Origin of the sequence: Virgibacillus sp. W0430 (assembly GCF_051846935.1) — a bacterium.
Taxonomy (GTDB): Bacteria; Bacillota; Bacilli; order Bacillales; family Amphibacillaceae; genus JBPYCR01.
The window spans coordinates 1-24782 of record NZ_JBPYCS010000032.1 but is presented as its reverse complement, the minus strand read 5'-3'; the positions used below and the strand labels follow the sequence as shown (position 1 = coordinate 24782).

The 24782-nt window shown below is 36.8% G+C and carries 19 protein-coding genes and 1 pseudogene; 15 read left to right on the top strand and 5 right to left on the bottom strand.

The window, feature by feature from the left end; all coding sequences use genetic code 11:
• The first annotated feature begins 991 nt into the window (after positions 1–991).
• The 3 genes from speB to ACLIBH_RS12800 all read left to right on the top strand — a co-directional run bounded on the left by speB (position 992) and on the right by ACLIBH_RS12800 (position 4328).
• On the top strand, positions 992–1942 hold the full coding sequence (gene speB, locus ACLIBH_RS12810) for an agmatinase (protein WP_439317104.1): 951 nt from the start codon (positions 992–994) through the stop codon (positions 1940–1942).
• Between the two features lie 49 nt (positions 1943–1991).
• Positions 1992–2786, top strand: a complete 795-nt coding sequence (locus ACLIBH_RS12805; protein WP_439317106.1) for a YfkD family protein — start codon at positions 1992–1994, stop codon at positions 2784–2786.
• A gap of 234 nt (positions 2787–3020) precedes the next feature.
• Positions 3021–4328, top strand: a complete 1308-nt coding sequence (locus ACLIBH_RS12800) for a Na+/H+ antiporter family protein (RefSeq protein ID WP_439317103.1) — start codon at positions 3021–3023, stop codon at positions 4326–4328.
• Positions 4329–4428: 100 nt separating this feature from the next.
• On the opposite strand, the gene ACLIBH_RS12795 is transcribed toward ACLIBH_RS12800, so the two are convergent.
• Positions 4429–5304, bottom strand: a complete 876-nt coding sequence (locus tag ACLIBH_RS12795; protein ID WP_439317102.1) for a vanadium-dependent haloperoxidase — start codon at positions 5302–5304, stop codon at positions 4429–4431.
• Between the two features lie 274 nt (positions 5305–5578).
• On the opposite strand from ACLIBH_RS12795, the gene pdaA reads away from it, so the two are divergent.
• Positions 5579–6376: a delta-lactam-biosynthetic de-N-acetylase gene (gene pdaA / locus ACLIBH_RS12790; protein WP_439317101.1), complete on the top strand. Its 798-nt coding sequence runs from the start codon at positions 5579–5581 to the stop codon at positions 6374–6376.
• A gap of 105 nt (positions 6377–6481) precedes the next feature.
• Positions 6482–6677, top strand: a pseudogene (locus ACLIBH_RS12785) (IS5/IS1182 family transposase); the annotation flags it as partial.
• A gap of 217 nt (positions 6678–6894) precedes the next feature.
• On the opposite strand, the gene ACLIBH_RS12780 reads toward ACLIBH_RS12785, so the two are convergent.
• The 3 genes from ACLIBH_RS12780 to ACLIBH_RS12770 form a co-directional block, all read right to left on the bottom strand.
• Complete coding sequence (locus ACLIBH_RS12780) at positions 6895–7623, bottom strand: ABC transporter ATP-binding protein (RefSeq protein ID WP_439317100.1); 729 nt, start codon at positions 7621–7623, stop codon at positions 6895–6897.
• Positions 7624–7625: 2 nt separating this feature from the next.
• A complete protein-coding gene (locus ACLIBH_RS12775; RefSeq protein ID WP_439317105.1) occupies positions 7626–9188 on the bottom strand; it encodes an ABC transporter permease in 1563 nt (520 codons plus the stop codon).
• Positions 9189–9399: 211 nt separating this feature from the next.
• The gene (locus ACLIBH_RS12770) at positions 9400–10494 is read right to left on the bottom strand and encodes a Fe(3+) ABC transporter substrate-binding protein (protein WP_439317099.1); all 1095 of its coding nucleotides are present in this window, start codon (positions 10492–10494) and stop codon (positions 9400–9402) included.
• Positions 10495–10891: 397 nt separating this feature from the next.
• Here ACLIBH_RS12770 and ACLIBH_RS12765 point away from each other — a divergent pair, with 397 nt between their 5' ends.
• The 9 genes from ACLIBH_RS12765 (at position 10892) to ACLIBH_RS12725 (ending at position 21787) form a co-directional block, all read left to right on the top strand.
• Positions 10892–13018, top strand: a complete 2127-nt coding sequence (locus ACLIBH_RS12765; protein ID WP_439317098.1) for an AAA family ATPase — start codon at positions 10892–10894, stop codon at positions 13016–13018.
• 278 nt (positions 13019–13296) lie between these two features.
• On the top strand, positions 13297–14031 hold the full coding sequence (locus ACLIBH_RS12760) for a FadR/GntR family transcriptional regulator (protein ID WP_439317097.1): 735 nt from the start codon (positions 13297–13299) through the stop codon (positions 14029–14031).
• 32 nt (positions 14032–14063) lie between these two features.
• Positions 14064–14816, top strand: a complete 753-nt coding sequence (locus ACLIBH_RS12755; RefSeq protein WP_439317096.1) for a gamma-glutamyl-gamma-aminobutyrate hydrolase family protein — start codon at positions 14064–14066, stop codon at positions 14814–14816.
• Between the two features lie 18 nt (positions 14817–14834).
• The gene (locus tag ACLIBH_RS12750) at positions 14835–15908 is read left to right on the top strand and encodes an extracellular solute-binding protein (RefSeq protein WP_439317095.1); all 1074 of its coding nucleotides are present in this window, start codon (positions 14835–14837) and stop codon (positions 15906–15908) included.
• An 82-nt stretch (positions 15909–15990) separates the two neighbouring features.
• On the top strand, positions 15991–16851 hold the full coding sequence (locus tag ACLIBH_RS12745; RefSeq protein ID WP_439317094.1) for an ABC transporter permease: 861 nt from the start codon (positions 15991–15993) through the stop codon (positions 16849–16851).
• Between the two features lie 132 nt (positions 16852–16983).
• Positions 16984–17631 (top strand): ABC transporter permease, encoded by a 648-nt coding sequence (locus ACLIBH_RS12740; RefSeq protein ID WP_439317093.1) that lies wholly within the window; start codon positions 16984–16986, stop codon positions 17629–17631.
• A gap of 15 nt (positions 17632–17646) precedes the next feature.
• Complete coding sequence (locus ACLIBH_RS12735; protein WP_439317092.1) at positions 17647–18729, top strand: ABC transporter ATP-binding protein; 1083 nt, start codon at positions 17647–17649, stop codon at positions 18727–18729.
• 125 nt (positions 18730–18854) lie between these two features.
• Positions 18855–20297 (top strand): ABC transporter substrate-binding protein, encoded by a 1443-nt coding sequence (locus ACLIBH_RS12730; RefSeq protein ID WP_439317091.1) that lies wholly within the window; start codon positions 18855–18857, stop codon positions 20295–20297.
• Positions 20298–20311: 14 nt separating this feature from the next.
• On the top strand, positions 20312–21787 hold the full coding sequence (locus ACLIBH_RS12725; protein WP_439317090.1) for an aldehyde dehydrogenase family protein: 1476 nt from the start codon (positions 20312–20314) through the stop codon (positions 21785–21787).
• Between the two features lie 506 nt (positions 21788–22293).
• On the opposite strand, the gene ACLIBH_RS12720 is transcribed toward ACLIBH_RS12725, so the two are convergent.
• Entirely contained in the window at positions 22294–24159 is a 1866-nt protein-coding gene (locus tag ACLIBH_RS12720; protein WP_439317089.1) for an OPT family oligopeptide transporter, read from the bottom strand.
• 202 nt (positions 24160–24361) lie between these two features.
• Here ACLIBH_RS12720 and ACLIBH_RS12715 point away from each other — a divergent pair.
• Positions 24362–24782, top strand: a 421-nt coding sequence (locus ACLIBH_RS12715) for an MBL fold metallo-hydrolase (protein WP_439317088.1), incomplete at its 3' end; no start/stop codon positions are given.

Below are 24782 nucleotides of genomic sequence, written 5' to 3'. Positions count from 1 at the left end.
GAAAACCACTTCCTGCAGGGTCTTCAGACGCGTGCTATTCCCGCAGGAGTCACCACCTTCCGTTACAATCAACTGGGAGTGGGTACATCATCTAGGGATAATTTAGTCGTGTTCCATGAAAAAAAGGACCCTCTTTTGTATAGTTAAGTTACGACAACACAACTAACTAAAGAAAAGAGGTCCTTAAATGAAAAATATCATATCTCAATTTACTTTGAAAGAATTAAGCGTAGTGTATATCTACTGCGGTCGGTAGGAATCAATACTAAAATTAACGAATACAAAGAGAGGTTTTTTAACTTCTTTAAATAACATCCACAAATACGTGACTCAATCGAGTGGATATTTATGGATGCTATTTAAATGTTCGTACCGTATAATACAAAATAAGAAGTACTTCTAGTATCTTTTGGTTTGTTTCAATTAACTGCCATTATATAAGATTCGAGGGAGTACTTTTTTTGTACCCAATATCACCGCATCCCCTTTGATTAGCAAAAAAAGGCACAAACTCTGTTGTATAGCTATGTTCCATCCGGTTACACTTCGCTTTCCGTGGGCAACGTTTCAACTTCCTCGGAAGCAAAGTGCGCTTCCCGTGGGATTTTCAACTGTTGCTTTTTCCACAGGAGTCTTCGTGTACCCAGATTCCACTTCTTAACGTATACTCGTCTTGATGAGAAACATAGTGACAGCGTGAAGCGCCTGACGTAAGTGAGCTATGTTCCATCCGGTTACACTTCGCTTTCCGTGGGCAACGTTTCAACTTCCTCGGAAGCAAAGTGCGCTTCCTATGGGATTTTCAACTGTTGCTTTTTCCACAGGAGTCTTCGTGTACCCGGATTCCACTTCTTAACGTATACTCGTCTTGATGAGAAACATAGTGACAGCGTGAAGCGCCTGACGTAAGTGAGCTATGTTCCATCCGGTTACAACAAAATAGACTTATCATATTTTTATACATATTAAAAGGAATGAAAGGAAGGGTTCTATGAAAAAATATCGCCCAATTGATCCAACGTTAAATCCCCGTTTTACTGGAATTCGTACATTTATGCGTTTGCCGTATAAACAGGAGACGCAAAATGTTGACTTTGCCATTGTAGGTGTTCCTTTTGACAATGCTGCATCTTATCGACCAGGTGCAAGATACGGACCAGAGGCAATTCGAAGTGCTTCACCATTAGTCCGTACGTATTCACCGTATCATCAAATTAATGTTTTTGATTATGTGTCTGGCGTAGATTTCGGAGATGTACCAGTACTTCCAGGAGATATTCAAGAAACGTATAAAAAAATTGAGGAAGTAATATATCCGTTATGCCAAGCCAAAGTCATACCAATTGTGTTGGGCGGCGACCATTCCATTACATTAGGAGAGCTTAGAGCAATTAATAGAACGTACGGAAAGGTTGCGATAGTTCAGTTTGATTCACATACAGATGTTGGAGATGTGCATTTAGGCCAAAAATATACACATGGGACACCATTTCGGCGAGCCGTGGAAGAAGGTTTAATAGATCCAGAATATTCTATTCAAATTGGGATGCGAGGTTCTCTAGATGGTCCGGAAGAGATTGACGATTCTAAAGAGCTCGGATTTCAAGTTATTTCAGCAGATGAATTTTATGCAATGGGAATTGCTGATGTGATTAAGGAAATTAAAAATCGTGTGAACGATAAACCAGTATTTATGACATTTGATATTGATTTTATCGATCCAGCGTTCGCTCCAGGAACAGGAACACCAGAAGTTGGAGGGGTATTGTCACGTGAGGCATTACAGCTGATTAGAGGGCTTACAGATATACAATTTGTCGGCTTTGATTTAGTTGAAGTTCTGCCTAAGTATGATCACAGTGAGATTACTTCCTCGCTTGCATCAAATATTATCTTTGAAATGATTGCATTGCTCGCTGTTAAAAATAGAAAAAATGTATAATTTCTGCCTGTCCGAAAAAACTAACAAAAAAGGAGGATTCGGACAAGTGATTAAGCAAATAAATATAAGCACAGTAGCCGTAATTGTTTCGATATTTTTATTTCCAATATTAAGTTTCGGTGAGGAAAAAAAGCAATCGACAAGTGATTATGATATACCAAGTCACGTATTACCTATTTCAAAAGAGAATACATTTCCAAATTCAACTGAGGATCAAGAGATCGTTGAACCGAGCACATTAACAAAAAGCTTAATGGACGATATAGATATTCCAATAAAAAATCAAAATTTAATTAAGATGTTAAATGAAACAACGTTAAAGCCGTCTCCACTGGCTATAGGCTATCGAGGTATGATTTATCTCGGCAGGTGGCCAATTAATTATAAATCAATGGAAACGAACATAAATTGGGAATTTCAGCACATTAATAAAAATGAGGCGAATAACACAAGTGGAAATCAAGCGAAAGAAATTTATTATAATCAGCAAAGTAAAAAAGAAATAAAGGGTGCGTTAACGAACAAAATAATGAATCCTCATGATATTAAAAAAATGATGCTATTAACGGCAAAGGAAAAAACGAACTTACCTTTATCTTTTCATACGACAATAGGGGAGAATACGAAAAAGGAAAACACGTATAATATTCCACCTGAGAAATATGGAACACTTCAAGCATATGCCCCAGCAGTGAATGAAAAAGGACAAGTTACGTTTGGAGAGGTGTATATTGAGTTAAAAGGGTCGAATAAATCTATTGTTATTAAAAATGTAACAAAACAAGGAATTGGAGCTTGGATACCGATACAAGATCACATATCATTTTCTTTTCAACTTAAGTGAGTGCCTACTCCAACTATCGCATATGTCATTAAATCGAAGTGCGTATATGGCCTGGTTTATATGAAATAAGTTCAGATGCCCCTTGTAGTTCGAAATAGCAACTAAATATAACCTTTATTTACCAAACAAATTTCGCTAAAATTTGGAAATAAAATGCAAATAGTAGTTGATTTTTATCGTTTTATACTTTATCCTAGTAGAGTGTTAAATAAAACGATAAAGGGGAAGCGAAAAATGGAATGGGTTGTAGTTGTTTCAGTATTAGTAATGACGATCCTTAGTTTATTACGTGTAAACGTAATGATTGCCATTATTGCAGCAGCGATCGTGGCTGGTTTGATGTCTGGGTTATCTGTCGTTGAATCAATAGAAATGCTAGTAAGTGGTATGGGGGGACAAGCAAACACAGCGCTGAGCTATATTTTGCTGGGCGCATTTGCCGTCGCAATAAGTTATTCAGGTATAACGACGATTCTTGTAAACTACTTAATCAAAATATTAACGGGGAAGAAGACAATGATGGTGCTTGCTATTGCAGGTGTTGCATCGATGTCTCAAAATTTAGTACCAGTTCATATTGCATTTATTCCAATTCTTATTCCGCCATTGCTTAAACTTTTTGATAATATGCGTTTGGATCGTCGTGCGGTTGCTACTGCATTGACATTCGGCTTAAAAGCTCCTTATATTATGATTCCTGCTGGATTTGGGCTTATCTTTCATGGGATTATTTTTTCAAGCATGGAGGAAAATGGTGTCGAAGTAACAATGAATGAAGTGGCTTATTCAATGCTCATTCCTGGAGCAGGAATGATTGCAGGATTACTTATCGCCGTATTTATTACGTATCGGAAAGATCGAAAACCACGAGAAAATGATGAGGAAACTCTAGCTGCTTCTATGGAACAAGAAGTAGTTACATTTAATAGTAAACATGTGCTAACAATTGTAGCTATCGTAGGTGCTCTAGCAGTACAGCTCATTACTAAAAACTTAATTGCAGGAGCGCTCACAGGTATTGTTTTAATGTTTATATTTTTTGTTGTTCCATTTAAAAAAGGCGAAAAAGTTGTTGCTGAAGGTATTGGCATGATGGGATTAATTGCATTTGTAATGCTTGTTGCATCTGGATACGGAAATATTTTAAAAGAAACGGGTGCAGTAGATGCGTTAATCGAATCTTCTTCAGGATTTCTTGATAATAATGGGAAAGCAGTTATCGCACTTATATTATTGCTAGTCGGATTAGTTGTAACAATTGGGATTGGTTCTTCGTTTGGAACGATACCTATTATTGCTGCTTTATATGTGCCTATTTGCTTAGCTGCAGGTTTTTCACCGATTGCCACTGCAACGCTAATAGGAACAGCAGGAGCATTAGGGGACGCTGGCTCACCAGCATCTGACTCCACACTTGGACCAACATCGGGATTAAATGCTGACGGTAAGCATAATCATATTTGGGACACTTGTGTACCGACATTTTTACATTATAACATCCCACTCATCTTGTTTGGCTGGATTGCTTCAATCCTATTATAAAGTAAACTCACCCTTCAATCGATCAATGAAGGGTGATTCTTATTTGCGTAACTCTTCTAAGTTGCAAACAATATCACTTTTCCTAATTTTACATTTTGTTTTATATATAGAGCTTTGGGTGTGGTATTGACACGGAGTCTTTTTCTATCTTTCCATGGCGTGTTCTGGAGGTGCACGTTTCATCGAAATCAAAGGGAATGGCCTGTGTGTATGGCGGTGGCTGTAATTTAGCTTGCTTGCTTTTATCGTAAATCACATCTACTTGTGATCCATCTACCGTCTGTTCTTGCTCTAATATCTTTGTAATAACATTTCCGATTTGTCTGCCAAGTCGTAATCCTTCCTCATTATCGATTGGAAAATGAACGCCCCCATATAGACGTGACAGGGCATTTTCTTCCGCAAGTGTTTTAAGTCGATTCGCTTCAGCTGGGAAAAAGTAGCTTAAAATCGTTTGAACACATCCTGAAACTGCAGCATGACCCGATACGTAGGTTGGAAATCTCGGTGTACATATAATAGGCTGTAAATCTTGATCATACTGAATTGGCCGAGCGATATTCCATAAATATTTGTAATGCCAAACTACAACAAATGTATCGTTAATTCCTGCTTGCACAGCCGCTAAAACTCTTGCTGCTCTAGTAGGTGTAAGAGAATATGTGTCAATTAGGCGATCAATGATAGGGGACCACTGTTTCGTTGCAGCACCTGTTCCCCAATAATTCGCAATTTCAATTTGCTCTGGTGTAATCGTTCTTAAAGTACGATGAACTATTCGTAGCTGACGGTTCCAATCTATTGTATTAGGATGACGAATTGTAAATTGTATTTCTCCATCTGGTCCAAAAAAGCGATTGTCCTTAAAAGTCAAATAGTGCATCGGCCAGGAACTTGCAGTAGGATCAACAGGGTTACGCGGCGGATGTTTTTCTCCTCCATATGGAATTTCAGACCATTTTAAAATAGTGCTCATCCTCTCTATTTACTTATACAATTATTTCATAAGCTTTCACATGATGAGTACAATAATATAATGCTACCCACGAAGAACAACCTTATGAAAATGAATAAGTATAGTACTGTATACGATACGTTATGCTACTATCTGTTTATTGTATAGGGCAAATGTTTAGTCGATTTGTATTTTATAAAATTAATTGTATTTGCTAAACTATTTTAATGGCGCTCTACGTATGAATAAAACTCGATCGAATGGAAAAAGTAAGGTGAAAAATAGGTGGGTTGGTATGAAGAAAACGTTCAATGTTTTTGTATTTACAGCAGTTTTGTTTTTTTCGTTTTTTATTCAACAGAGTGAAAGTAACGCTGCGAGCTATGGGTGGGGCTATAAGAAAAATACGGAACACAAAATTCCGGAAATAGGGAAGTATGAACAATTACTAAATAAGCATGGTGCGTATTATGCGGATACGTCTGGAGAAAAAGCGGTTTATTTAACATTTGATAACGGTTATGAACAAGGCTATACGGAGTCGATTTTAAACGTATTAAAAAAAGCGCGCGTGCCTGCTACCTTTTTTGTTACAGGTCATTATGTACAGGAAGAGCCAGAACTCGTTAAGCGTATGGTTGAGGAAGGTCATATCATAGGCAATCATTCTTACCACCATCCTGACTTTACAGAAATAAATAAGCAGGCAATTAAACAAGAACTGCAAGCATTGGAGGCGGCAGTCGCTGAAGTGTCGAATCAAAAAATGATGAAATATTTACGCCCTCCGCGCGGCACATTTAGTGAGCAAACATTGCAGTGGGCTAATGAACTAGGCTATATTCATATCTTTTGGTCCCTTGCTTTTAAAGACTGGGAGACAAATAAGCAAAAAGGATGGAATTATGCTTATGATCAATTAATGGACCAGATTCATCCGGGTGCGATTATTTTGCTGCATACCGTCTCCTCTGATAATGCTGCGGCGCTTGAAAAAATGATAACCGATTTACGTAAAGAAGGGTATGCATTTAAAAGTTTGGACGACCTCGTGTTAAAAGAAAAGTTATCTCCAGCACTTTATGGGCTTTAGCTGGCGTTTATTTATATTGTTTTTACTCGTGTGTACGCGCAATATCGTGTGCGAAACGCGCGACACTGAAAATATATTAGCTCCAGATCGGGGATCATATCATAAGCTTGGGAAATTATCTATAATCGACGTACAGCCGTTGAACGAATTAATGCGAATCTTAAAGAGTTCTTGCAATTAAACAATGTTAGGTAAACGAGCAAAAAATCATTTTGATATAGTCACCTTAATGTACAATGCATCTAAATTAGCAGTTGATCGAATTCATACAGCATTCAACCAAGAAACAGAGGGTGCATAGCAACACCAACTCGTCTGTGTGGAATCTAGATCGACGCAGACTTCTGCAGGAAAAGCAACAGCCGAAAATCGATTGAGTCACGTATTTGTGGGTGTTGCGTTGCCTGCGAAAAGCGGAGTGGATCGGATGGAACACAGCAGACCCAATCTCGCTTTAAATTTTTAAGAGGATTTTAAAATTATGTTCTTTTGTGTTTTTTTAAAATGGCAATTCTGACTCAGTTTATTGTTACTTCAAATTCCTCAAACTTTTTCTCGGCAATCGGTGGGGCGGGATTCGTTGTACAAATAGATTCCCATTCATAAGCCGCTCCATCGCGCATTGTAATAATACGATCAGCAATCGCACGTGAATCTTCGCGATCATGTGTTACGAATAAAGACGTAATTCCAGTAGCTTTTATAATATCTTTTAATTCGTTTCGAATCTTAATTTGCAAGTCAGCATCTAAGTTACTAAAAGGTTCATCCAGAAGCAATAGCTTTGGTTTCGGGGCAAGTGTCCGAGCTAGAGCAACTCTTTGTTGCTGGCCGCCACTTAGTTCATGCGGATAGCGCTTTGCAAACTTTTCCATTTTCACGAGATTAAGTACTTCATTAACTCTTTGTTTCTTTTCTTTTCTCGACAGGCGCTTTAAGCCAAATTGTACATTCTCCGCTACGTTCATATGAGGAAATAGGGCGTAATCCTGAAATACCATACCGATTCCTCGTTTTTCAGGTAAGACAAAGTGGAGATCATCTACAATAACTTCATTATTTATTTTAATTGCTCCAGAACAGGGCGTCTCAAGACCTGAAAGCAACCGAAGAATTGTACTCTTTCCACTGCCACTCTCACCGAGGATGGAAACAATTTCTCCTTTTTCTATCGTTAAATTAAAATTGTTTATAATATGATCTTTATTTCCGTAACAAAAACGAAGGTCTTCAATAGTAATATACATAATTATTGAGGCTCCCTTTCTAGAAAATGGTGGAAAATATAAATGGCGATTCCACTTACGATAACAATTACAATTGAAGCTAATGAAGCTTCATGTATTTGCTCGTCGCTTGCGTATTGAAACGCTTTTGTCGATAATGTATCAAAATTAAACGGTCGTAAAATTAACGTTAACGGCAATTCCTTTAAAATTTCAATAAAAGATAGAATAAACCCACTGAAAATTGCACCTTTAATTAAACGTAGATCGACTTTGAAAAAGGTTTTCGTTACTCCGTGCCCTAGTGTTCTGGATGCTTCAGAATATTTATTACCAATTTTATCGAAGCCAGATTCGATAGCATTAAAGCCGACAGCTAGAAAACGAATTACATAAGCAGAAATAAGCATAAACAAGCTTGTGCTTAAATATAGAATCGGTTCTTTTCCAATTGCTTCGTAAAATGAAAAAAGCAGTTGATCTGTTTTAATAAAAACAGTAATAATGCCGACAGCTATGACTGCACCAGGAATCGAATAACCAAGAATAATAACTCGTGCCGATAATTTAGAAAGCACACTTTTATGCATTCGGGCAAAGTTTGCAATAATTACAGCAAAAACAACAATCATTAATGAACCGATCGTAGCAACGATTAAAGAGTTAGATACTAATGTAATGAAAATTGGGTCGGCAATTTTATTAAAAGTAAGCACCATCCAACTGAATAGCTGCGTGAAGGGGACGATAAAACCAAGCATAAAAATAATTAATAAATAAGTAAATGCAGTCCATGCGCGCACACCAGTTAATTGAATCGGGGTAAGCGGGCGTACCTTAGGTGAAGCGTAGCTATATTTTTTTCTTCCGCGTAATATTCGTTCTAAAATTAAAATAAGAAAAACGATAAACATAAGAGTTGCCGATAATTTTATCGCTGCATTTAAATCACTCATTCCAAACCACGTTTGAAAGATGGCCGTACTAAAGGTTGGTACACCAAAGTACTGTACAACACCATAATCATTCAATACTTCTAATAAAACAAGGCTAACGCCGCCTATTATTGCGCCACGGGAAATCGGAAGTACGACCTTAAAGAAAACTTCAAATGAATTGCTTCCTAAAAGTCGTGCATTTTCGACTAGCGATGCGGACTGATTTGCCAAAAATGCGCGCGTAATCATATATACATACGGATATAGGAACAAAGTAAATATAAATATTGCCCCAGGCAGCGTCATAATATCAAAATAGGCTTGCTTTACTTGAATGTTAAAATGATTTCGCAAGGTAGATTGGATGATGCCGGTATAATTTAGCATTCCATTATAAGTGTATGCTGCAATATAAGGTGGTATGGCTAATGGTAAAATTAAAGCCCATTTAAAAAAGCGCTTCAATGGAAAATCATACGCCGAGACAAGCCAGGCTAAACTTGTACCAATTAAAATAGATAATACGCCTGTAAAAACGATAATTATAGATGTGTTTTTTAACAAAGTTGGTAGAATATATTCCTGAATATGCTGCCAGTTCGTTGTTTTCTCCGTAAAGAAGCTTAGTAAAATTGAGACGTTAGGCATTAGGATCAATAGCACGATGATAAAGCTAAAGAAGGTCCATAAATTTAAATATCCAGGAAACTTTCGAAACAGCTTCAAAAAATGACACTTCCCTTGAATTTGACAGAGCAAAAGTTTATTTAAATAAGTTCCATCCTAATGATAACAGTTCTCAATCGTCTTGTATACTTAAAAAAGTGCTGTACTAAAAATAGTACAACACTTTTAACAATTACTTCCAACCTACTTCATTCATAATTTTTATTGCTTGCTCATTATTTTCACCTAGCTCTGTAAGTTCAACATCCTGCTCCTTAAACTCTCCCCATGACTTTAATAAGTCGGCAGGTTCTACGGATGGGTTAACAGGGTATTCATAATTTGCTCCTGAAAATAGCTTTTGGGCATCTTCAGTTGTTAAAAATTCCATGAATTTAATCGCATTATCTTTATTTTTACTGCTTGCAGTTAAACCAATTCCACTTATATTGACATGGGTTCCTGTTGTATCTTGGTTTGGAAAGATAACTCCTAGTTGCTCTGCTGCTTTTACTTGTTCTTCTTCTTCGCTATTTAGCATAAGACCTAAATAGTACGTATTCATTACAGCTACATCACCTTCGCCGGCTACGATCGCAATTGCCTGATCTCTATCTCCGCCTTTTGGTTCACGTGCCATGTTGTTCACAATACCTTGTGCCCATTTTTTTGCTTCTTCCTCGCCGTTCTCAACGATAAAGGAAGCGACAAGCGACTGGTTATAAACGTTCTCAGATGAACGTATTAACACTTTCCCTTTAAACGCTTCTTTCGTTAAGTCTTCATAGGACTGTATATCTTCAGGACGAACACGATCTTTATCGTAAGCAATAATACGAGCACGCTTTGTTAATCCGAACCAAGTGTTGTCATCGTCTCTATACTTTTCAGGAATATTTTCAGCTAAAATATCGCTGTCTACGGATTGCAGCAGATCCTTTGATTTTGCTCGATGCAATCGTCCGGCATCGGCAGTTATAAATAGATCGGCTTCGGATGCTTCGCCTTCCCGTTCTAGCCGAGCGATTAATTCATCGTCTTTTCCTTTTATAACATTTACCTTTATACCTGTTTCTTTAGTGAATTCCTCATATAACTGATCATCTGTATCATAATGACGTCCTGTATATAAGTTTATTTCTCCTTGTTCCTTATCCTGTGTCACTTGTTCTTCAGATGTAGTATCGGATTCAGAAGTATCGGTATCCTCCTCCGAGGCTCCTCCGCAAGCTCCTAAAATAATTATTGAAATCATGGCAATGAAGCCTATAAATAGTTTGGATTTCATTTGTTTACTCCTTTCAAATATGTAGGTATAATTGATAATGAATATCAATTGCAATTACTATTCTAACGGTTATGTATCAAAAGTCAACAAATATTATTATTTTTTTTTGAATTCCTTAGAAAGTGTACGCTAAATAAAATATTTAATACAAAAATAATGAAATATATCGGTATTTTAGTCTACAGTTTAAAGCAAGGTACTTTCTCTTTTTTTTTAGGGCTAAGTGCAATTATTAAATGGGATGAACTATGAAAAAACAATTAAATTTTATAAAACGTGAGTTAAATACTTGAAAGTCAAAATAGATCAAAGTATAATAAAATCAAAGGTCAAATATAGTCAAAGTCAAAGTGGTAAATTCATATACAATATTAAATTTAAAAGGGAGGAATTTTTTATGAAATGTCAGCAATGTGGAGTAAATGAAGCATCGGTAAATATGACTGTTCAATTAAATCAGGAAAAAATCCAAATGCACGTCTGTAACGCATGCTTTAGACAAGTTCAAAAGCAAATGACGAATTCCGGAAGCTTCTTTAATGATGAAATGTTTGCCAATCATTTCTCAACGAATCACGGAAAAGGACAAGCAACAGCAAGGACAAAAGAAAGACAATCAAATGAAAGAAATGGATTGCTTGACCAACTAGGGAAAAATATTACAGATGAAGCAAAGAGCGGAGCGATTGACCCAGTCATAGGACGAAATCAAGAAATTAAGCGTGTAATCGAAACATTGAATAGAAGAAACAAAAACAACCCAGTGTTAATCGGTGAACCTGGTGTTGGTAAGACAGCGATAGCAGAAGGGCTTGCAGTTAAAATTGTCGAAGGAGATGTTCCTGCAAAGCTGATGAATAAAAGTGTTTATTTAGTAGATGTTGCATCTCTTGTAGCAAATACTGGCATCCGCGGACAGTTTGAAGAACGTATGAAACAGCTTATTGAAGAACTTCAAGCAAGACAGGATGTTATCCTTTTTGTGGATGAAATACATTTACTTGTCGGTGCTGGGACTGCTGAAGGCTCTCAAATGGATGCAGGTAATATTTTAAAGCCTGCACTTGCGAGAGGTGAACTTCAGTTAATTGGTGCAACAACTTTAAAGGAATATCGTAAAATTGAAAAGGATGCAGCATTGGAGCGTAGATTCCAACCAATTATTGTAAAAGAGCCATCTCTTGAAGATGCTGTTTTGATTTTAAATGGGATTAAAGATCGTTATGAAAGCTTCCATGAAGTTTCTTATCCAGACGATGCAATTCGAGCATTTGTTACTTTATCCGATCGATACATTCAGGACCGGTTTCTGCCAGATAAAGCAATCGATTTAATGGATGAAGTAGGTGCTCGTTTAAACCTAGCGAATGCTGCAAAAGACTCGAATGCGATTGCACAGCAAATAGATGAGATTGTGCGAGAAAAAGAAGCGGCTGCTGAACAGGAAGATTATGAACGCGCAGCAAATTTACGCTATCAGGAAATACAATTGCAGAAACAGCTTGACAAAGCGAACGAAAATAAAAAAGAAACGAATGTAGAAGTTTCGATTGAAACAATAGAACAGATTGTTGAAGAAAAAACGGGGATCCCTGTTACAAAGCTTCAAGCTGAAGAACAAAAGAAGATGAAAGATTTAGCAAAAAACCTGTTAGCTAAAATAATAGGTCAAGATCAAGCGGTTGAAAAAATTGCTAAAGCGATTCGTCGTAGTCGTGCAGGATTGAAATCGAAAGATCGACCAATTGGTTCATTCCTATTTGTCGGACCGACTGGCGTAGGTAAAACGGAGATTACGAAAGTTCTTGCTGAGGAATTATTTGGGACGAGAGATTCGTTAATTCGTCTCGATATGAGTGAATACATGGAAAGACATGCTGTCTCAAAAATTATCGGATCCCCTCCAGGATATGTTGGTCACGAAGAGGCCGGGCAACTGACGGAGCAAGTTCGTCATAATCCATACTCCATACTTTTGCTTGATGAAATTGAAAAAGCACATCCAGATGTGCAAAATATGTTTCTTCAAATTATGGAGGATGGTCATCTGACCGACTCTCAAGGTCGTACGGTTAGCTTTAAAGAAACGGTTATTATTATGACAAGTAATGCTGGAACAGGTAAGCAGCCAGTTAATGTTGGATTTAATTCGACTCATGATTCCGTAACGACTTTAGAAAATCTAAGCGATTATTTTAAGCCAGAATTTTTAAACCGATTCGACTCAATTATTACATTCAACGAATTAAAAGAAGAGCATTTGCTTAAAATAGTCAACTTAATGTTGACAGACTTGCAGCAAAATATGGAGGATCAGAACATTACCATTTCAATAACGGAAGAAGCCAAAAAAGAGCTTGTACGACTTGGCTATGATCCTCGCTTCGGAGCAAGACCGTTACGCAGAGTCATACAAGATAAAATTGAAGACCAGTTAACAGATCTCATTTTGGAAGAAAATTCAATAGAAAAAGTAAACGTCATTGTAGGAGAGAATACGGAGATTGTTGTACAGAAAGCATAAAATTCAAAGTAAATATAGATAAACGAAGCCTTATAAATATTAGACATGCGAATTCTAATATTTATAAGGTTTTTTTATTGGAGTGCTGCCGATGGGAACCGATTTCTATATCGCTTGGTTGTGGGAAAATATAAGGGAAAACATTTCAAATGTAGCGTGTTTTTTTATGCGCGCTCTTACTATAAAATAAAAAATTTCAAAATTTTTATTGCATAATTATAGAATTAATATTACTATTGGTATAAGGTTTAAACCATACACCAAAAGGATGATAAAAATTGTCTGGAAGCAAATGGAAAAATGTCGACATTTTCCAAAATATTAATTCCAAGAAGGTAAGCGCGTACATTTTTGAGCAGTTGCAAGAGGCGATTGTTTTAAAGGAATTGTTGCCAGGCGAGCAATTGCCACCGGAACGAGAGCTATGTAAGCTCTTTAATACAAGTCGAATTACGATGCGAGATGCCATTGCTATTTTAAAGGAAGAAGGATTTATTGAGCAAAAGCGTGGTGCAAAGGGCGGTACATTCATACTCCCTCTTACTTCGAAAGATATTGATCGCACTCGAGAAAAGGTTGTTAAAGAAAAAGATAAATACGATCAACTTTTTGAGTATAGAAATACGATTGAACCACAAGTAGTGAAACTTGCGATTCAACATATAACAGAGAGTCAATTAAAAGAATTAAATGGAATAAATAAAGAAATGGAAAACGAAAAAAACCGTGAAGAATTTCGTTCACTGGATGTTCGGTTTCATTTAGAACTTGCCAAATGTTCGCGGAATATCTACTTCCAACAAGCTGTACGCATGATTCGTTTACAGGTTAATCCTGTATTGGATTTACTGCCATTTAATGAATATGTGCGCAAAAAAAGCTATGAAGAGCATGTAATGTTATTACGTTTTATAGAAGACAAGAATGCTGATAAAGCTTATGAACTCATGTTAGCTCATATTAATTCAACATCAGCTAAACTAAATGAATTTCTGGAGAACACCAGGAAGTAACTTCAGTGTTTTGGATTTAATGAGGTGAATGTATGGGGGACAAACTTATAAATGTAGGTGTAACTGGTTATTTTGTTTCCTCTGAACAGAATAAGCAAGGTTGGATAAAAGGTGTACCTGGTCAACAATTTTCTATGTTTAGTTATGATTTTGTTGAATCAATTGTAGGTTCGGGAGCAGTGCCAACATTACTGCCGGTAGTTCCGAAAGGACATATTAAACATCAGCTAGCAACAATTGATGCGCTCGTATTAGCCGGAGGAGAAGACGTTCATCCTAAGCATTATGATGAAAACGATTTAAAAGAGGATTCAAGTATATCGCATGAGCGGGATGAATATGAGTTTGAATTATTAAAGCAAGCATTGCAATTAGATATTCCCATTCTACTCGTTTGCCGTGGTATGCAGCTATTGAATATTTTGCAAAAAGGTTCTTTATACAAAGATATAAATACAGAATTAAAGACTCCTATTGAACATTTAATTTTAAAAGATCGTGATAAAGCAGTACATAACGTTTCTTTAAAAGCGAATAATTTTGTAACAACACTTATGGGAGAGCATTTACAAGTGAATAGTATACATCATCAATCTATTAATCGCTTAGGTGAGTGTCTTGAAGTTATTGGCACGTCCGAAGATGGGATCGTCGAGGTTGTTACCTTTACGAACAGAGAAGATGTTATCGCCGTACAATGGCACCCGGAAATGATGTATAAAACGTCAGACCACGCTGTAAAGCTATTTAACTGGTTAGTGAACAAAGCTGAAATTAAAAAATAATAGAAAAGAGGAATAATTATGAAAAAATCCATTCTTGGTGTAGTCATTACGTTATTTGTCGCATTATTTTTAGTGGCATGTGGTGGTAATGATGACGAAGCAAATGAAAGTGGATCTTCCGATTCTAGTAAGGATAACAAGTTAGTTGTAACATCGTTTGGTGGCGATTATGAGGCTGCACAAATGGAGCTGATCGTTGAACCTTTTGAGGAAGAATTTGATGCAGAGGTTGAAGTTATTACACTCTATTCAGCAGATGCCCTTGCACGTTTAAAAGCACAAAAAGATGCACCAGAAATTGACGTTGTTCAGTTCTCTGGAGGTCAAGAAGTACAAGCTGCAAAAGAAGGATTAATTGAAGAATTAAATACAGATATTGTGACGAATCTAGCTGATTTATATGAAAGCGCTAAGTTAGGCCACGAATATGGGCCTGCTACCGCATTTGATGCAGTTGGAATCTTATACAACAAAGATTTAGTAGATGAAGTGCCAACGTCTTGGGAAGATTTATGGGACGAACAATACAAAGATAAGCTTGCTTTGATTGATATTTCAAATACATTCGGTCTTCAATTCTTAGCGATTAATGCATTATTGAATGGTGGAGATGAAGCAAATATTGATCCAGGTTTTGAGAAGGTTGAATCCTTACTGCCACATTCTTCTGCGGTAGTTGCGACAACTCCTGACTTAGGAAATTTATTTGCACAAGAAGAAATTGTAATTGCTCCTTATGATTCTGGTTACGCGTTTAACTTTAGCAAACAAGGTCAACCGATTGGTTTTGTTATACCTGAAGAAGGTGCAATGGCTACATTCATTAATATGCAAGTTGTAAATGGTACACAAAATTCTGATTTGGCAAATGAATTTGTTAACTATTCACTTCGCCCAGAAGTTCAAAAAGCGTTTGCAGAACAAACAGGCTTCTCACCGACAAATAAAAACGTTGAAATTTCGGATGAATTAGCAGAAGTAATTCCTTATGGAGAAGATGTAATAAACAGTCTAATGCATCTAGATTGGGACACAGTGAATGCAAACAAAGACGAATGGACAGAGCGTTGGAGTAAATTAATCGGACAATAAAACAACTTGATTTTAGTAAGGCAATTTGAGTTACACTGAATTGCCTTACTGAAATTATTTGAATAGACAGGAAGGTGAAGCAATGAAGAAAAGAATTTCACCGCAATGGATTTTATTAATCCCAGGATTAATTGTAATGCTTTTCTTTTTTATTGTTCCTATTGGACAATTATTTGTTATTAGTTTCTTTAAAGCGAATTCTGGAGCAGGTATGGAACCAGCCTTTATTCTAGAAAACTATATTCGCTTTTTATCTGATACCCATTACTTAAAAATTTTATGGCGGACGTTATGGATTGGATTTTTAACAAGTGTTTTATGCTTAATTATGGGATATTCTGTTTCATACGGAATTGCTCGAGCAAAACCGAAGTATCAAAATTTCTTGCTACTGTTAGTAATTTTGCCTTTACTTACAAGTGCTGTTGTTCGTAACTTTGGTTGGATGGTTATTATGGGCAAAAAGGGGCTTATCAATGAAGTATTGGTAGCTCTACAAATCGTTAGCGAACCGATAGAGATTTTATATACACCTTTAGGCGTAATAATAGCAATGACGCATGTATTACTTCCTTTTATGGTTCTTATTCTTTATCCTGTACTAGCTGGAATGGATTTGAATATAGAGCATGCTTCAGAAAATTTAGGTGCTTCGCCTTTTAAAACGTTTTGGTTAGTTACGTTTCCTTTATCGATGCCAGGGATATTTGCAGGAACGTTACTTGTGTTTTCAATAGCAATTAGCTTTTATATTACACCTGCATTAATCGGGGGACCGAAAGTTCCGGTTATGGCAACAGAAATTTATAACCAAACGATCAATTTATTAAATTGGCCTTATGCATCAGCGATTGCGGTTATTTTACTAATAGCTGTATTGTTGATTATTTCCATTTATAATAAAACTGTTAATAAGTTATCAAATCAAGGGGGCGGACTTTAAATGAAACCTATTCGTTTTTTTAGGATTTTTAACATATTTGTATTTTCGTTTCTAGTTGCGCCTCTTCTTATTGTAATTATTACATCTTTCAGTAATACCTCTTACTTAAAATTTCCTCCAGAAGGATTTACATTGAAGTGGTATGAATATGTAATTACAGACGGTAGGTATTTCGAACCGTTCATAAATAGTATCATTGTTGCAGTTGTGGCAACAGCAGTTTCTCTAATCATTGGGACAATGATATCCATTGCTGTAGTTCGTTATAACTTTAAATTAAAAGGGGCAATGAACTCTCTCTTTATCTCTCCGTTAATTGTTCCGTCCTTGCTGCTAGGTATCGGATTGTTAATGTTATTTAGTCAATTCGGAGTAACAAATGCATACGTGCGGTTAATTTTGGCGCACTGTGTGTTAACGATTCCATATGTAGTTCGATCTGTCGTAGCAAGCTTAGGGAGACTTAATCCGTCCGTTGAAGAGGCTTCCAGAGTACTCGGTGCATCACCGTTGAAAACGGTATTTTTAGTGACGTTGCCACTCATTAAACCAGCACTTATTGCAGGAGGGTTTTTCGCATTTATTATTTCATTTGATGAACTTGTAGTAGCGTTATTTTTAACAAGTTCTAGTGTAACAACTTTACCGTTATTAATTTATTCGGATATCCAATTTAATTTAAACCCATCAATTTCAGCAGTATCATCACTATTAATAATTGGCACAGTACTACTTGGTTTGATCGGCATGAAGTTTATTGACAAAAAGGACTTGTACTAACAGGGAGGTAATTGCATGGGTCGCTTAGTTATAAATGATTTATGTAAACAATATGGTAATACGCAAGTTGTTAAACATTTGAATTTAACAATCGAACAAGGAGAGCTTATTTCGTTATTAGGACCTAGTGGCTGTGGGAAAACCACGACATTACGAATGATTGCTGGATTACTTGATCCAACTAGTGGCTCTATAAAACTTGCAGATAAAGAACTCACTAATATTCCTACTCATAAAAGGGATATAGGACTCGTTTTCCAAAACTATGCATTATTCCCGCATTTGACCATATTTGAAAATGTAGCATACGGTTTAAAACGTAAAAAAACCCCTAAGCAAGAAATTGAATCAAAGGTAAAGGAAGCATTGGAATCCGTACAACTAGTCGGACTGGAAGAACGATTGCCTAGTCAATTATCAGGAGGCCAGCAACAGAGAGTAGCGCTTGCTCGATCTCTAGTTTTAAATCCGGCGATAATTTTGTTTGATGAACCTTTGAGTAACTTAGATGCGAAGTTAAGGCAATATTTGCGTGTTGAAATAAGACAATTACAGAAAAAGCATGAATTTACAGCTCTCTTTGTTACGCATGACCAAGAGGAAGCAATGGTTTTGTCCGACAGAATAGCCGTAATGTATAATGGGGAAATTTCACAATTAGGTACGCCTACTGAAATTTATCGTGAACCGAGCAACTCATTTGTAGCTAATTTTATCGGGGAAACGAATATGATTTCAGTTACTGATGTTAAAGTTAATGACACTAATTATGAGGCATGCTTAAGCACTGGCGAGGTCGTGAAGGCAATTAAGCGGGAGACTTCAAAAGATGTTGATAAAGTTATAATGTTTCGACCAGAGCATGCCCAAATCGTTAAAAAAGACGAAAAACAAGCAATAGGAGATAACAATTGTTTGTCAGGACATGTGGAATATATTCACTTTGTAGGCTCCATATATACAGTAGGAGTGAAATCCGCTTCACATGATAAAACACTGGTCTGTAAAATACAACCGGAAGTATTTGAGAAACTATCATTAACCGAAGACGAAGAAGTGTTTATATCATGGGCGAAAGAAAATACGTACATTTATTAATAGTATACTTAAAGAATTGCAGTGAAAGATATAACGGAGTTATAAAATCGGTATAACTCAAAAATGAATCAGAATAAATTGGCTTAAGATTAATGCCTAAATATACTATACGAGGAGAATTATTAATGGAAAACACTTTAGTAATTGCACAAGGAACAGATGCATCAACAATGGATCCATTTGCACATTCTGAAACGACTACAGCTAATATTTTATTACAAGTATATGATTCTTTAGTACGTAGAAATACAGAGATGGAGATTCAACCACATTTAGCTAAGTCATGGGAAAACGTAAGTGATAAGGAGATTATTTTTAACTTACGAGATGATGTTTATTACCATCATGGTGAAAAACTAACAGCTAAAGATGTTAAGTTTTCTATTGAACGTATGGTTGATCCAGCAAAAAGTGACATATTTCCTCCAGCAGGCCGATTTAATTCCATGGTATCTGTTGATATTTTAGATGACTATAAAGTAAAGGTTAATCTACATCGCCCAGATCCAAACTTATTAGCTCAGCTTGCAGGACTTATGATTATTTCTGAAACGTATTTCAACGAAAAAGGCGAAGAAACATTTGCTGTAAGTCCAAGTGGGACGGGACCTTTTATTTTAGAAAAATGGGCACGTGAAGAAGGTAAAGTATACTTAAAGCGAAACGATAATTACTTCCTAGGAAAAGCAGATATGGAATACTTAGAATTCCATGCAGTACCACATGGCGTAGATCGTGTAAATGGGATTACAGATTTCACTTATGATGTTGCAGCCAATTTCCCGCCACTTGATAAAGAAGCGGTTGAATCTAAAGAAGGTGTAACGGTTGTTGGTACTCCAAGTGTCGGAATTATTTATATGGGAATTAATACGAATCACGAAATTTTAGGAGATAAACGCATTAGACATGCAATTAGCCACGGGATCAATGTACAAAAGTTTATAGATGAAGAACTCGTTTCATGTGGATATCCTTTGGCAGGTCCTGTATATCCACAAGCCTTTGGTGTAGATGAAAATAAAAAACCAATTGAATATAATCCAGAAAAAGCGAAACAGCTACTTAAAGAAGCAGGGTATGAAAACGGTGTGTCTGTTAAAGTAGAAGTGCCAGATGGTAGATTTACACAGGACAAAGAAATTTGTTTTAATATGCGTGAACAGCTAAAAGAAGTAGGTATTGATTTAGTAGTAGATGTAAGACCTTGGGAAGATTTCATAAGTCGCTTTAGAAACCATAAATATGACCAAATGTATTATGTTGGTTGGGGGAACTTCACATTTGATCCGGATGAAGTATACCGAAATGCATTTATACACCCAAGAGCATGGAATCCGACTCACTTTTCACACAAGCGCTTAGAGGAAGCTGCGATTGAAGCTAGTGAAATTTTAGATCAAGAAAGACGTAAAGAGCTGTATAGCGAAACGTTGGAAATTTTCCGAGATGAATTACCGTGGATTCCATTGTTCCAGCAATTTGACTTGTATGGTTTAAACGAATCTTGGGACTTTAAACCACGTATGGATGAATTTATTTACGCGTTTGATATAAAGAAAAATTAAGGAGCTGGTGTTAAATGGCAGTCGAAAAAATGTACATTGACGGTAATTGGACATTAGCGGAAAGTAATAATACTCGTGACATTATTAATCCAGCGACTGGTGAAGTTCTTAAAACAGTAACAGAAGCAACTGTTGCGGATGTAGAAAAAGCGATTATTGCAGCTAGAGAAGCCTTTGATTCTGGAGTTTGGAGTACGACACGACCAGAAGAACGTGCTCGAATTCTTTTACAAATAGCAGCTGAGCTTGAAAAGAACAAAGAAGAATTAGCAATGCTGGAATCATTGAATAACGGAAAAACACTGGGTGAGGCTAGCTCGGACGTAGAAACTGCTGCAGATGCCTTTCGGTATTATGCTGGTTTGACGCGTACTGCATTTGGTGAAACTTTTGATCAATCATTGGATAGTATGGTTATTAAACAACCAGTTGGTGTTTGTTCTTTAATTGTTCCGTGGAATTTCCCATTGCAAATGGCTGCATGGAAATTAGCACCTTGTTTAGCTGCTGGGAATACGGCAGTCTTTAAACCAGCCGAAATCACCCCTTTAACAGCAATTAAACTGTTTGAAATCTTTGAGAAATCCGGTTTACCAAAGGGCGTTTGCAATTTGGTGCTAGGTGCAGGCAGTTCTATTGGTGATATGATGGCTTCGCATCAGTTAGTTGATAAAGTATCCTTTACTGGCGGGACAGAAACAGGAAAGAAAGTAATGACTAACGCTTTGCAAACAATGAAAAAAGTTACTTTGGAGCTAGGTGGAAAATCTCCTATTCTCGTATTTCCAGATGCTGATATAGAAAAAACAGCTGAATATATATTGTTCGCAATCTTTTTAGGAGCGGGACAAATATGTTCTGCAGGTTCTCGTGTAGTTGTTCATGAATCAATTGCTGATGAGTTAAAATCAACACTTGTTAAACATGCTAAGCAAATTGTTGTTGGGAATGGTCAAGCTAACGGAACGCAAATGGGGCCAGTTTCTTCGCTCCAGCATATGAATAAGATTTTAACAATGATCGATAAAGCAGAAAAAGATGGTGCACAATTATTAACGGGTGGAAAGCAACTAACTGCTGAACCATTTAATAAAGGCTTCTTTATTGAACCAACTATCTTTTCAACAGATGATGCAAATTTAGAAATTGTCCAAGAGGAAGTGTTTGGGCCAGTACTAGTCGTACAAACATTTAAGGATGAGAAAGAAGCACTTAAATTAGCAAATATAACGAAGTATGGCTTAGCAGGAGCTGTGTTTACTAAAGACTTTGCACGAGCAATGCGCGTCGTAAAACAGCTTAAATCTGGGACGATTTGGATTAACAAGTACCATTCTGTAAACAATCAATTACCATGGGGCGGCTTCAAACAAAGTGGATTTGGCCGTGACTTAGGGAAAGACAGTTTGCATGAGTATTTGGAAACGAAAGTGGTACAGATGAATTTAAACGAAGAACCGTTAGGATTTTATAATAGCTTTAGCAACTAAATAAAGGGAAAAGGATTTTTAGTTAAAAATTGGAGTGCGGCAGAATATGCACACTCCAATTTTTTCCTTTTTAATAACGAAGTTCTCAAATTAAAACTCCAGACAGTGCACTAAATAAACGCCGGCTAAATCTAATTGTTTTATAATTGAGTCAATTTCATAATTGACATTTTTAAAAAATCACAAAAGAACAGAATTTTAAAATCTACTTAAAAATTTAAAGCTAGATTGGGTCTGCTGTGTTCCAACCGGATCCACCCCGCTTTCCGCAGGCACCGCCTCAACTAATTTTAAACGTTTTTCTCAAAACTTTTAAATGGATTTTCGGCTGTTGCTTTTCCTGCAGGAGTCTGCGTGGATTCGGATTCCACACAGACGAGTTGGAACTGTATATTTTCGAAGATCTTTGGTGATCTTCACCTTAAATCCTTTTTGGAATTATGAAATTCATTCAATTGTTTCATTGTTACTAAAACGAATACCTTATGATTCAGTTCCCCGTACAGTTATTTCGTAACGTTTCTGCTCGCTGTATAATATAAATACGAGGCAACTGCAATAAATGCAATAATCGTTGCGATAGGGCCAAAAATTGTGTCCGTTGGGAGCACCACACCTGCTGTAACAGCGAGTGCTACGAGCACACCCATTAATGCTTCTCCGGCAATGTAGCCAGAAGCAAGTAATATTCCACGCTCTGTTTTCTCTTTCAGAACTGCTTCTCCACTCGGTTTATTTTGACGTGTAATAATACCACGAATAATCCCTCCGACCATTATTGGTGAAGTTAAATGGATAGGTAAATACAAGCCAACAGCAAATGGAAGTGAACCAATCCCAAACAACTCAACAACAGCAGCTGCAGCCATGCCTATAAAAATTAAATTCCATGGTAAGTCTCCATTCATAATACCATCAACGATCATAGACATTAATACTGCTTGAGGAGCAGGCAGCTCGCTTGAACCGAAACCATAAGCATTATCAAGTAGAATGAGTATGAACCCGATAACAATACTCGTAATAAGCACGCCATACAATTGCCCAATCTGCTGCCATTTTGGTGTCGCGCCCACAATATATCCTGTTTTTAAATCCTGTGATGTATCTCCTGCAATTGCAGCAGCTATACAAACTACCGACCCGATAATGATAGCAGTAACCATACCAGCTTCACCAGTTTGGCCGATTACTGAAAGTACTAAAGTAATAAAAATTAATGCTGCAATTGTCATCCCTGATACAGGGTTAGAAGAACTCCCTACAATACCGACAATACGTGACGATACAGTTGCAAAGAAAAAACCAAATACGAGCAATAATAGAGCGCCAACGAATCCGACTTTTATAGAAGGATAGAAAACAAGAATTCCGATAAAAGCAACTGTTAATCCAATGATCCAAGACATTGGAATATCTTTGTCAGTTCGTATCGGTTCTGATCGATCCGTTCCTTGGAAGCCTTTGAGCGCTTCGGTAAAGGATGAAAAAATGGTTGGTAAGGTTTTAACAAGTCCCATAATTCCTCCAAAGGCTACTGCACCAGCACCGATATAACGTAAATAATTCCCCCAAATTTCGTGGTAATTCATCTCGCTAATTGGTACAGTACCGGGATAGATTGCAGTTGGTGCAAAATCCCCTATATAACTAATAAGCGGAATGATACCGAGCCATCCTAAAACAGCACCAGCAAACATGATGCCAGCAATACGGGGACCAATTATAAAGCCTACACCTAGTAGTGCCGGCAATGTGTCCATCCCTAGTGCAGCGTTTTTAAATTTATATATTTCCCATTCAATGGACGAAGGAAATGCTTTAATTGCATCAACAATAAACTTAAATAAAGCTCCAATACCTAATCCGCTAAAGATCAGCCTTGCACCTTTTCCACCTTCTTCACCGGCGACTAATACTTCTGCACATGCTGTACCTTCTGGGTAAGGTAATACACCGTGTTCCTTAACAATTAATGCTCGTCTTAATGGAATCATAAGTACGACACCTAAAATCCCACCTGCTAAAGCTATAATTGCAATAGTAGTTAAGCTTGGCCTTAGTTGCCATATGAACAATGCGGGTAATGTAAAAATAACACCAGCAGCTAAAGACTCTCCCGTTGAAGTAATCGTTTGAACGATGTTATTTTCCAATATTGACGTCCGCTTCATAATAACGCGTAATATAGCCATTGAAATAACGGCTGCAGGAATAGAAGCTGATACTGTCATCCCGACAATTAATCCCAAATAAGCGTTTGCCGCACCAAAAACAATCGCAAGAATGGCACCAATAATCATCGCTACTACAGTGAATTCAGAGCGCTTCTCAGTCGCCGGTATAAACGGTTTAAAATTATTATTCCCCAAATATATCACCTTCCGTCAATTGTAATTTCATCCTGTCAATCTCCTACCGAAATAAAAAGAGCTCGTGCAAATACAAATAGTATTTTATACTCTTATTCCTTATATATACGATTTTAAATCCTCTTTTTATAGGAGGACGGTTCATAAAACGTATATTTTTGTTAAAACTAATACAAAAAATTTAAAAGGATAGTTGACAAGGATGAATAAGTATTTCGTATTCCTTATATTATTAGCCATTCTGCTCGGTTTATTTCCTAAAAATATACATAGTAGATTACAGCCTGAAATGAAGGTACATTTTATCGATGTAGGTCAAGGTGATAGTATCTTAATTGAAACTCCGAATAATAAAGTGATTTTAATTGATGGAGGACCACCTAAGGCCGGTAAAAAAGTCGTAACATATTTAAAACAGCATCATATTGAACAGATTGATCTCGTAATAGCAACGCACCCGGATTATGACCATATAGGAGGATTAATCGAAGTATTTAAAACGTTTCACGTAAATCAAGTTGCAGACTCTGGAAAGCTACACACAACGAAAACGTATATTAGGTACATGAATCAAATACGTAAAAACAAATTACCAATAAATTTTGTTAGACGAGATGATCACC

Bases quoted from the DNA above. Each gene is read 5' to 3' on its own strand.
- speB (WP_439317104.1), top strand. From the start codon at position 992: ATGAAAAAATATCGCCCAATTGATCCAACGTTAAATCCCCGTTTTACT.
- ACLIBH_RS12800 (WP_439317103.1), top strand. From the start codon at position 3,021: ATGGAATGGGTTGTAGTTGTTTCAGTATTAGTAATGACGATCCTTAGT.
- ACLIBH_RS12795 (WP_439317102.1), bottom strand. From the start codon at position 5,304: ATGAGCACTATTTTAAAATGGTCTGAAATTCCATATGGAGGAGAAAAA.
- pdaA (WP_439317101.1), top strand. From the start codon at position 5,579: ATGAAGAAAACGTTCAATGTTTTTGTATTTACAGCAGTTTTGTTTTTT.
- ACLIBH_RS12780 (WP_439317100.1), bottom strand. From the start codon at position 7,623: ATGTATATTACTATTGAAGACCTTCGTTTTTGTTACGGAAATAAAGAT.
- ACLIBH_RS12775 (WP_439317105.1), bottom strand. From the start codon at position 9,188: ATGCCTAACGTCTCAATTTTACTAAGCTTCTTTACGGAGAAAACAACG.
- ACLIBH_RS12770 (WP_439317099.1), bottom strand. From the start codon at position 10,494: ATGAAATCCAAACTATTTATAGGCTTCATTGCCATGATTTCAATAATT.
- ACLIBH_RS12765 (WP_439317098.1), top strand. From the start codon at position 10,892: ATGAAATGTCAGCAATGTGGAGTAAATGAAGCATCGGTAAATATGACT.
- ACLIBH_RS12755 (WP_439317096.1), top strand. From the start codon at position 14,064: ATGGGGGACAAACTTATAAATGTAGGTGTAACTGGTTATTTTGTTTCC.
- ACLIBH_RS12750 (WP_439317095.1), top strand. From the start codon at position 14,835: ATGAAAAAATCCATTCTTGGTGTAGTCATTACGTTATTTGTCGCATTA.
- ACLIBH_RS12745 (WP_439317094.1), top strand. From the start codon at position 15,991: ATGAAGAAAAGAATTTCACCGCAATGGATTTTATTAATCCCAGGATTA.
- ACLIBH_RS12735 (WP_439317092.1), top strand. From the start codon at position 17,647: ATGGGTCGCTTAGTTATAAATGATTTATGTAAACAATATGGTAATACG.
- ACLIBH_RS12730 (WP_439317091.1), top strand. From the start codon at position 18,855: ATGGAAAACACTTTAGTAATTGCACAAGGAACAGATGCATCAACAATG.
- ACLIBH_RS12725 (WP_439317090.1), top strand. From the start codon at position 20,312: ATGGCAGTCGAAAAAATGTACATTGACGGTAATTGGACATTAGCGGAA.